8 protein-coding genes are annotated in these 9949 nt (G+C 64.5%); 3 read left to right on the forward strand and 5 right to left on the reverse strand.

Going from position 1 to position 9949, the window contains the following annotated elements; translation table 11 throughout:
• Positions 1-2906 (reverse strand): hypothetical protein (locus tag ACS3WB_RS16200; RefSeq protein ID WP_438276502.1); only part of this gene is annotated, 2906 nt, incomplete at its 3' end.
• Positions 2907-3388: 482 nt separating this feature from the next.
• On the opposite strand from ACS3WB_RS16200, the gene ACS3WB_RS16205 reads away from it, so the two are divergent.
• From ACS3WB_RS16205 to ACS3WB_RS16215, 3 genes are all read left to right on the forward strand, one after another.
• Positions 3389-3877 carry a MarR family winged helix-turn-helix transcriptional regulator gene (locus tag ACS3WB_RS16205; RefSeq protein ID WP_438276503.1) on the forward strand — a complete coding sequence of 163 codons (489 nt, stop codon included), beginning with the start codon at positions 3389-3391 and terminating at the stop codon, positions 3875-3877.
• Positions 3878-3976: 99 nt separating this feature from the next.
• On the forward strand, positions 3977-5347 hold the full coding sequence (locus tag ACS3WB_RS16210; protein ID WP_438276504.1) for a glutamate--cysteine ligase: 1371 nt from the start codon (positions 3977-3979) through the stop codon (positions 5345-5347).
• Between the two features lie 204 nt (positions 5348-5551).
• Positions 5552-6088, forward strand: coding sequence for a PAN domain-containing protein (locus ACS3WB_RS16215; protein WP_438276509.1), 537 nt, complete (start codon positions 5552-5554; stop codon positions 6086-6088).
• Between the two features lie 145 nt (positions 6089-6233).
• Here ACS3WB_RS16215 and ACS3WB_RS16220 read toward each other — a convergent pair whose 3' ends face one another.
• From ACS3WB_RS16220 to ACS3WB_RS16235, 4 genes are all read right to left on the reverse strand, one after another.
• Entirely contained in the window at positions 6234-6410 is a 177-nt protein-coding gene (locus tag ACS3WB_RS16220) for a hypothetical protein (RefSeq protein ID WP_438276505.1), read from the reverse strand.
• A gap of 77 nt (positions 6411-6487) precedes the next feature.
• Positions 6488-7258, reverse strand: a complete 771-nt coding sequence (lepB, locus tag ACS3WB_RS16225) for a signal peptidase I (RefSeq protein ID WP_438276506.1) — start codon at positions 7256-7258, stop codon at positions 6488-6490.
• Positions 7255-8682 carry a metalloprotease TldD gene (gene tldD, locus ACS3WB_RS16230; protein WP_438276507.1) on the reverse strand — a complete coding sequence of 476 codons (1428 nt, stop codon included), beginning with the start codon at positions 8680-8682 and terminating at the stop codon, positions 7255-7257. Before tldD ends, lepB begins: the two co-directional genes overlap by 4 nt.
• A gap of 138 nt (positions 8683-8820) precedes the next feature.
• Entirely contained in the window at positions 8821-9387 is a 567-nt protein-coding gene (locus ACS3WB_RS16235) for an invasion associated locus B family protein (protein WP_438276508.1), read from the reverse strand.
• Positions 9388-9949: the final 562 nt, after the last annotated feature.

The following is a 9949-nucleotide window of genomic DNA, read 5'->3' on the forward strand; positions in this document are numbered from 1 at the left end:
ATGCCGAGGTTGAACTGGCTGTCGGCGACGCCGCGCTCGGCCGCCTTGCGGAACCATTGCGCCGCGCTCGTGTAGTTGGCGCCCTTGCCGCCGCCATCGGCGTCGAGCACCGCGAGATTGTGCATGGCCTTGGCGTTGTCACGCTCGGCGGCTTGCATGTAATAGCGCCGCGCCGCGTCGACGTCCTTGGTCACCCCGAGACCCTTTTCGTGCAGGGTGCCGAGCCTGAACATGGCGGGCACCACGCCGGCTTGCGCCGCGCGATCGTACCATTTCGCGGCTTCGACGTAATTGACGGCAACGCCCTTGCCTTCTGCATAGCGGGCGCCGATTTCAAACGCCGCCGCGGCGTCGCCGTGGAGCGCGGCGCTGCGCAGCTTCGGGCTGCCGATGCTGTCGGGGAGGGATTCGGAGCGGGGAATCGCGATCGGCTCCAGTGTGTGCGCGGCCGGAGCGCGTGCAGCCGCGCCCGAAATCGCGCCGGTGACATCGGCGGATGGCGTTTCCGGCTGGCTCGCTGGCGGCGTGTCTGGCGCGCCTTCGGACGGCGCGCTGCTTTCGGACTGTGGCGGAATCATCGATTGCCGGTCGAGTGGCGTGGGCGAAGTCATCGACGGCGTCGCCGGATTGTCGGAAGCGGGCTTGGCATCGACGGGCGGCGTCGGCGTCGCTTCGGACGGGACGACCCGGCTGGTATCGCTGACCGCAGCACGCTGCGTTCCATCGAAAAGCGATATTGCGAATTTGAAACCGCCGAGCACGATCACCACCACGCTGGCTCCGACGAGCAGCGAGCGGATCTTGGAAGTGAGGCCGGAACCACCGCCGGTTGCGGGGCGGGCCGGTTCGATGGCGATCTTGGTTCGCCCGGCCTTGTCAGGCGATGGGGACGCGGCGGTGGCAGCCTGCGCTGCGCGGCGCGCCGCGGCAATGAACGATGAACCCGATCGCTCGTTGAGCGCATCCGTGATTTGGTCGATCGTGCTTTCGGAGGCTGCAATGCGCTCCGTGGGGGACGCTCCGTGTCCGACCGGGCGGGTGCCGGGTTCCAGCGGATGATCGGGCGGCAGGTCCGGATCGATCGCGGGACGGGGGTGCGGCGTGCGCCGCGTTCCCGAATGCTCGAAGCTCTCTCTTGCGCCCAGGCCCTCTGCGCCCAAGCCTTCATCCATCGCGCGCGACGGGATCGGCGGCGGCGTGGGAATCGCCGGGGCAGGCTGCGGCATCGTCATCTGCGACAGCACGGGATTCGGCAATTCGGGCTTCGGCGGCAGACCCGGCGGCTCCGGCGTCGGTCCGCGAGGCGGGGCGGAAGGCATGGCGCGCACCGCGCGCAGATCACCCTCGATCATCGCCAGTCGGTCGACCACGTGGCCGAGCGTATTATGAACGGCCTCGAGCGAGTCCTGGGTGTGACGGTCGGTTTCCGACTGGCAGAAGCGCATCTCCGACAGTTCGCGCTTGATCGCCTCGACGACCTCGCTGTCCATGGCCGGTCCTGTGCTGCGCGGAGCGCTTTCGGTCAGCGTCGCGAGCCCGGCCTGCTGGCGTTCCAGATGATGCAGGATGTCCTGCAAGCCTTCCTCGACGCGCCCCAGATTGGTTCCTGAATGGCCGCTCGCAGTTTCCAGGCGCTCGAGCAGCAGCGACACCCGCTGTTCGAGATGCGCCAGCGCCGACGATGAATCGTGACCGGCCGGCAGACGGTCGAGACGGTCGGATAACGCGCGTACGGCTTCTTCAAGCTGCTCGGAACTGCCGGAGGCGGGCCGTTCGCGGTTTTCCAGTGCCTCCGTCAGGGCCGCGACGCGCTGTTCGAGTGCGGAGAAGGAATCGCCATGGCCTTCGGAGCGGCCGAGCTGGTCGACTTTCGACGACAGCATGGTGAGATCGTCGCTAAGCCGCGCCAGCGCATCGTTGGAGGCAACGTTGGATACGATGCCGCGAAGCGCGACGATCGCGTTTTCGAGTTGCTGCACCACGCCGCTGTCGCCGCTGTCGCGCACGATGGTGTCGATCTTGTTGCCGAGATTGCGGATCGCTTCATCGAATCCCGCGAGTTGTTCAGCCGGTTTCAGCGATCGCAGCGCGTCATAGATCTCGTTGAGGGCCCGTTCGATATTGGCCAGCGCCTGTCCATCGCTGCCGCTTTGGCGGATGTCGTCGATGCGCCGCGACAGCAAGCGAATCTCGGTTTCGATCGATTCGATCGCGCGTCGCGGCATTGCCTCCGTGATGATGTGGCGGATTCCGGCAAGCTCGCTGCGGAATGCGGCGATCGACTGCTCGATTCCGTCCGGGTGCTGCAAGGATTCGATCTGGCTCGTGATCTTGAAGAGCTGCCGCTCGAGGCTGGAAAAATCCGATGCCGGCCGCGGCGTTGTCATCGCCGGGGCGGCAGTGCGCGCGCCGGCTGGCGCTGCGCGCGCCGCGCCGTCGAGTTCATGCTGGCGCGCCGCGACCTGCGCGATCGCGAATTCGAGCGAAATTGGATCGGACGACGACGTCCGGCTATAGACCTCGGTGGCGGCGCGCTCCACCCTGTCGGCACGGTGCTGTGGATCCGCCGCGGGCGTCTGTGCGGCGACTCGTGCGAGCCGGGCATCCAGCCGCGAGATCGCGTCGTTGAGTTGGCGGGCAACGGCCGGTTCCCCGGGCTGGGCCGGGCTTGATAACTGGTCGATCTGGCGCGTGATTGAATCCAGCCGCCGATGAATGTCCGCGACATCATGGCTGCCCTCGCTCGCGACCGGGGCTTGCGCTATCCGAAACTCCGGCACGGCGTCGCCGACGGTGGAACTGAGCCACTCGTTCAGGGACATGCCGGCGTTCCGCGCGGCGGCTTCGGCCCGCTCGCGAACGGATGGTTCGATTCCGTCTTCGCTCCACGATCCGCGCGAGTTCATGCTTTCGTCCGGTGTCTGTCCGGCGCACCCCGTGCGCCTTCAGGCTCCCTGCGCGCCTTTTGAATAGTCAATTCAAAGCGGCGCAGGGTCTTCCTGCGAGGCCCAACCTTTTCGTGTTACGGTAAACAAGGGGTTAAGGAGTAGTGCGGTTACGGCCAAAAGTTGCATTTGAATGAAGGAATGAACCGCCAACCGCCCGTCTAACGCAATCCTTGATTGTACTATCGAAAGATGCAGCCTATTTGATGCATCGCGAAAAGCTTTGATACGACCACCCCTGCTCGACACGCCCCACCCGCCGACGACCCGGAGTGGCTCACACCACCACCGCCCGTTGCGGCTGAGCGAGCCGGGATCGGACGAAGGCGCCTTCGCCGTACCCGCCCTTTGCTGAATTGTTGGTCGCGCACGGACGCACGGGCCGCGATTGATGCAGTTGCATTGAATACGGTAAGCTGGGCACGGGACACAGGGGCTTCATGATGAGACGAAAACCCTCCGTCGAGGCGACCGCAGCCTGGATCCGCCTGATGCGTGTGCAGAGCTGTGTGTTGAACGCGGTGGAGCACGAGTTGAAGGAGGCAGGTTTTCCGCCGCTCGCCTGCTACGACGCGCTGTCGGCACTGTCTTGCGCGCAGGCCGGCGAACTGCGGCCGGTCGAGCTGGAAAGGCAGATGCGGTTGCCGCAATACGCGACCTCCCGCCTGATCGATCGCCTGGTGGATGAGGGGCTGGCGGCGCGGCACGAATGCAAGGCCGACAAGCGCGGTCAGTTCGTCGAAATCACCGAGGCCGGGCGCGACTTGCAGAAAAGGATGTGGCTGGCCTATTCGGCGGCGATCGAAAAGCATGTCGGCTCCAAACTCTCCGACGCTGACGCCGCAAAGCTTTGCGGGCTGCTTGACCGGCTCGGTTGTTCCTGCAATGAGGCTCAGGCGCTTGCTGTGAGAGATGGTGCGTCCGCGCGATGAGGTCTCTTTCGTCTTTCGCGGTTACGGGCCATTCGGCTCGATATTCTCTGGACCGACACTGCGTGCGTTCGATCGAAACGCCCCACACCGGGATTTTTCATGGCGCGTGACCAGATCGATATGACGCCGCTGCAATCGCGCGACGAACTCGTGGCGTGGCTGGAAGCCGGCGTGAAGCCCGCGTCCGAATTCCGCATCGGCACCGAGCACGAAAAAACGCCGTTCACGCTTCAGGGCCACGAGCCCGTGCCATATGAAGGCACGCGCGGCATCGGCGCATTGCTGGAGGGCATGCAGCTCCTGCTCGGCTGGGAGCCGATCATGGAGCAGGGCAATATCATCGGCCTCCATGACGTCACCGGCGGCGGCGCGATCTCGCTGGAGCCCGGGGGCCAGTTCGAACTGTCCGGGGCGCCGGTGGAGACGGTGCACCAGACCCAGTCGGAGCTGGCTGCACATCTGGCGCAGGTCAAGGAGATCGCGACGCCGCTCGGCATCGGATTTCTCGGGCTTGGCATGACGCCGTCGTGGTCGCGGGCACAGATTCCGATGATGCCGAAGGGCCGATACAGGATCATGCGTGACTACATGCCGAAGGTCGGCCGATACGGTCTCGACATGATGTTCCGGACCTGCACGGTCCAGACCAATCTCGACTTCTCGTCCGAAGCCGACATGGTCAAGAAGCTGCGGGTCTCGGTGGCGCTGCAGCCGATTGCGACGGCGCTGTTCGCGAACTCTCCTTTTACCGAAGGCAAGCCGAACGGCTTCCTGTCGTTCCGTTCGGAAATCTGGCGTGACACGGACAATGCCCGCGCCGGCATGATCCCATGGGCGTTCGAGGACGGCATGGGATTCGAACGTTGGGTCGACTATGCGCTCGACGTTCCCATGTACTTCGTCAAGCGCGGCGAAAATTATATCGACGTGTCCGGGACCTCGTTCCGCGATTTCTTCGACGGCAGGAACGAGGCCATCCCCGGCGAGCGGCCGACTCTTTCGGATTGGGCCAATCACCTGTCGACGATTTTCCCCGAGGTGCGGCTCAAGCGTTACCTGGAAATGCGCGGCGCCGACGGCGTGCCGTGGGGGCGCCTGCCCGCGCTGCCGGCATTCTGGGTCGGACTGCTCTATGACAACACCAGCCTCGATGCGGCCTGGGACATCGTGAAGCGTTGGACTGCGCCGGAACGTCAGGCGCTGCGCGATGACGTGCCGCGCATGGGTTTCAAGGCCCGAATCAAGGATCGTTATCTGTTCGAGATCGCCAAGGAATGTCTGGTGCTCGCGCATGCGGGCCTGCGCCGGCGCGGTTATGTCGATCATCTCGGCCGCGACGAGTCACGGCATCTGGAGGCGCTCGATCGCATCCTGGACTCAGGCCGCTCTCCCGCCGAGGAGATGCTGGAAAAATTCAACGGCGCGTGGGCAGGGTCCGTGGAACCAGCGTACAGCGAATACGCGTTCTGAATTCGCGTGAAGCGAACTTCGGGTTCGGATTGGGCCACAGAATCGAGTCTCGTCCGGCCTTTGGACCAGCGGCAGGTTGGCGGCGGCTCGTTCATCCGCCATACATCAACGTGGCGATTTAATGAGCATTATCCGCGCTCTTCTTGTTTGGGACACTTAGCTTTGCGGCCTGTGTTGAAAGTCAATGCATTGAAGGCTGGCCTGATGGTGCTGGCTGCGCTGTCGATGATGGCCCTTACAACGGCGCGCTCGGCGCGTGCGCAGACGAATTTCGACCGGCCCGGCGCCGACTATCAACGAATGACGCTGCGGTCGGGCGACCCGGCCGACTGCGCGCTGGCCTGCGAGCGTGACCGTCATTGCCGCTCCTGGAGCTTCAGCTATCCCGGCGAGGGGTCGGAGATAGCGGTGTGCTGGCTCAAAAATGCCGTTCCGTCGCGGATCGCGAATCCGTGCTGCGTGTCCGGCGTGCGCGGGGCTGGTGTGATCGAGCGGCGGATCGGCCCGGTCGAAACTTCTACCGATCGCTCGGGTGGCGATTATCGCGTCTTCGAACTCAAGAAAGACGAAAGAGCCGACGCCGATCAGGTCTGCCGACATGCCTGCGATGCCGATAGCAAGTGCCGGGCATGGACCTATGCGCGGCCGGGCTATGCCGGCAAAGCCGCGCGATGCTTCCTGAAAAAGGAAATCAAGCCGCCGCATCGCAGGCCCGGCTTCACGTCGGGGGTGGTGCGGTAGCGTTCCTTAAGACGTAGACGCAGGCAACACCGTGAGTTCCGGCCACAGGGCCTTCCACCGTTTGAAATGCGTGAGGCGTGTCTGCACGTCCCGGATTGTCGCATCCGCAGCCTGCCATGAGGCGTCGGCATCGAAGCAGTAAACGTCATCGTCGCTGACGACCCACGCGTCGGGCGGTCCTGATGCGGGACAACTCCGAAGCGATCGCTTCGTTGACCGGATTGCGTAGCGCGGCCGCGATGAATTTATCCGACAGCATGGCCGCTAGAGTCTGGTTCAACTGCGATGAATCAGACTCGTCGCTTTTGTTTTGTGTGAGCATGATCTTTTCCGAAAATCGGTTTCCACTTTTCGGGATCATGCTCTATCGGTCGCCGGGCCGTTCGCCGGCGAGCTCCGTCAATGCACCGCCGTGAAAAAACGCGCGAGACGGAAGCCCGAGAGCCAGGTCCAGACCGGCTGGCTTCGCATGCCCAAATCCCATGAGCCGACGATCGCATCGACACGGCCGACCAGGTTGTCGGTCGACAGCAGGCCGACGCCGCCCTGGCGGACCGGCACGCGACTGTCCGCGGAGTTGTCGCGGTTGTCGCCCATCACGAACAGATGGCCCGGCGGCACGGTCACTTCCGCCGTGTTATCGAGCCGGCCGTTGTCGTGAATCTTGAGAATGGTGTGCGAGACGCCGCCCGGCAGTGTTTCCACGTAACGATGCGCCGGCTCGCTGGAGCCGTTGTCGTCCTCGGCATCGCCGATGCCGTCAGGTTTCAGCGTCGCGGCCTGTCCGTTTATCCAGACCTGGCCGCCGCGTATCTGGATGCGATCGCCGGGCAGGCCGATGACGCGCTTCACCCAGACCTGCGAGCGATCGCCCGGCCAGCGGAAGACAACGACGTCGCCGCGTTTGGGCAGTTCGCCGAAAACACGCGGCGTCTCGGGAAACGAGACATGGATCGGCATCGAGGCGGTTGAGTAGCCGTAAGGGTATTTCGAGGCCAGCAGCGCGTCGCCGATCAGAAGCGTCGGCTCCATGGAGGCCGAAGGCACGTAGAACGGCTCGGCGAGCGCGCCCTTGGCGAGCAGCACCACCAGCACGATCGCCGCGATCTGGACGACCTGTCCGCCCCAGCGGCGAACCATCGAACCCGACGTTGACGGCTCCAAGCTCATCCGCCCGTTCCTCCGACCGTGATCCGATCCATGCGCAGCGTTGGTTGGCCGACGCCGACCGGCACGCCCTGGCCGTTCTTGCCGCAGGTGCCGACGCCGTCGTCCAGCGCGGTGTCGTTGCCGACCATGGTGATGCGATGCAGGTCGGTCGGACCGTTGCCGATCAGCATCGCGCCCTTCAGTGGCGCGCCGAGTTTGCCGTTCTCGATCTTGTAGGCCTCGGTGCACTGGAACACGTATTTGCCCGAGGTGATGTCGACCTGGCCGCCGCCGAAATTCGCGGCGTAGATGCCGTTTTTCACCGACGCCAGGATTTCCGCGGGATCGCGATCGCCGGCCGGCATATAGGTGTTGGTCATGCGCGGCATCGGCACGTGGGCATAATCCTGACGGCGGCCGTTGCCGGTGGGCTTCATCCCCATCAGCCGCGCGTTCTGCCGGTCCTGCATGTAGCCGACCAGGATGCCGTCCTCGATCAGTACGGTGCGGCCGGTCGGCGTGCCTTCGTCGTCGATCGACAGCGAGCCGCGCCGGGCCGAAATGGTGCCGTCGTCGACCACCGTGACGCCTTTGGCCGCGACCTGCTGACCCATCAGCCCTGCGAAGGCGGAGGTTTTCTTGCGGTTGAAATCGCCCTCAAGGCCATGGCCTACCGCTTCATGCAGCATCACGCCGGGCCAGCCGGGGCCGAGCACCACGTCCATCTCGCCGGCCGGCGCAGGGATCGATTCCAGATTGACCAGTGCCTGCCGGATCGCATCGTCGGCGACCGATCGCCATGCCTTGGTCTCGATGAACCGGGCATAGCCTTCGCGTCCGCCATAGCCGTGGCTGCCGGTTTCCTGCCGGTCGCCCTGTCCGGCGACGACGGAAATGTTCATCCGAACCAGCGGGCGGATATCACGGTAGCTTTCGCCGTCCGGACGCATGATTTCGACGACCTGCCATGTCGCGCCAAGACTGACGGAGACCTGACGCACCCTCGGATCCTTGTCGCGGACATAGGCATTGATTTCGGCAAGCAGCTTCACCTTGGTCTCGAAGCCGAGGCTGTCGAGCGGGTTCTCGTCACCGTAAAGCCGCACGTTGGTCCGGGAGGGAGCGGCCGCGAAGGATCCATGATAGCCGCCGCGCACGGCGCCGACGGCATCGGCGGCCCGGATCAGGGCTGGCAGCGACACGTCGGAGGAATGGGCGTAGCCGACAGCGTCGCCCTTGACGGCGCGCAGCCCAAAACCCTGCGAGGTATCGTAGGTCGCCTGCTTGAGGCGGCCGTTGTCGAACATCAGCGCCTCGCTCTGGCTGTACTCCAGAAACAACTCGCCGTCGTCAGCGCCGCTGAGGCCCCGCGCCACTTCGTTGCGCACGGAATCGCGATCGAGATCGGCACGGTCGAACAGGGACGTGGTGAGGGGATTGGTCATGGCTTGCTCCGTATTCAACGCGGATATGCGGCCGTTCCGTGTCGCGCGAAGCGGTCGAGGTTCAAGATAGGCATGATTGCCGCGAAAAGGAGGCCCTTTCCAAACCTTCATCTGTTTCGCAGCGCCGGGATCAAATCGCTATGGCAGCTTGTCGTAACCTTCGCCCAGCCCGTTCAGGCTGAGCGGAAAGCCGATGCCTTCCTCCGGCGTCTCGAAGATGATGAAGGTCGCCGTCTTGGCGCTGCGCAACTGCCCCAGCAGCTTGTCGTCCAGCACGACCTCGGCGACGCAACCGTTGGGCAGGCAGCGCACGAACCCGGCGCGTCCGACGTCGACATTGTCGAGTTTCAGGCCAAGGCCGGAAGGCAGCAGCACGCCGAGCGGCGCCACCACGCGCATCAGCCGGCTTTTCTGGTCGGCGGTCTTGAGCACGATCACGGTCAGACCGGCATTGGAGCGATCCTCCGCCACAACGCTCTGGATCAGGGCGCATTGTTCGGCCTTGGCGCCGGGCGGCGTGTCGCACCGGATCTGCCAGTCGCCATGGACCGATTTGACGGCGCCTTGCGCAACGGCCGCGCCGGCGAAGCCGATGACGACAATAGCGGCGATCCAGCCCGTCAGCGTGCGGGACGCAGGCCGTCTGGCTGCAACCCTGGCGATGTGGCCCGACGCGGGTCCGGTCAACTGTTTCGAAGGCCCCATCCCGCTCGATTCCCTGCTCTCGCGTGCCATTAACCTTGGGCCAAACCGGTCCGGCGCTGGACTGAGGGGCAATGAAGGCGCCTTGAAGGCGCTTACCTCCCGGATCAGGCCGAACCTCGGCCGAATCTGTGAAGCCGGCCGCGCCTGTGCCTACATCGGACAATCTACCTGTCAAGCGTCGGAAGGCCGCAAAAGGCGCGTTTCCGCTCTGATTTCTCAGCCAAATGCAGTTGCCGGCCGGGTGCGCCGGACCGGCGCTCAAAAGCGTCGCCGGCTTGCCGTCTTGGTCCTTGCGAGGGCCGACGAATTATGGTTTGAGAGGGGCGGCTTTGGACGCGTTCTAGCTAAACAGCTCGCAGGCTGTTCGCGGAGGCGTCATGTCGACCAGCAGACTTGCCGCCGGCGGGAACTGCTTAGGGGGTTGTTTAGGGTTTATTTATGACAAGGAGCGCGAGCGGCATGAAGATGTCGAATGGCCTTGATGGCCGCCGGTTTGGCCGCCGGTTTCTGGGATTGGCGTTTGGAGTAGCGGCGGCTGCCGCGAGTGGATCGGCGTTTGCGG

The organism is Nitrobacter sp., assembly GCF_051535215.1.
Lineage (GTDB): Bacteria > Pseudomonadota > Alphaproteobacteria > Rhizobiales > Xanthobacteraceae > Nitrobacter.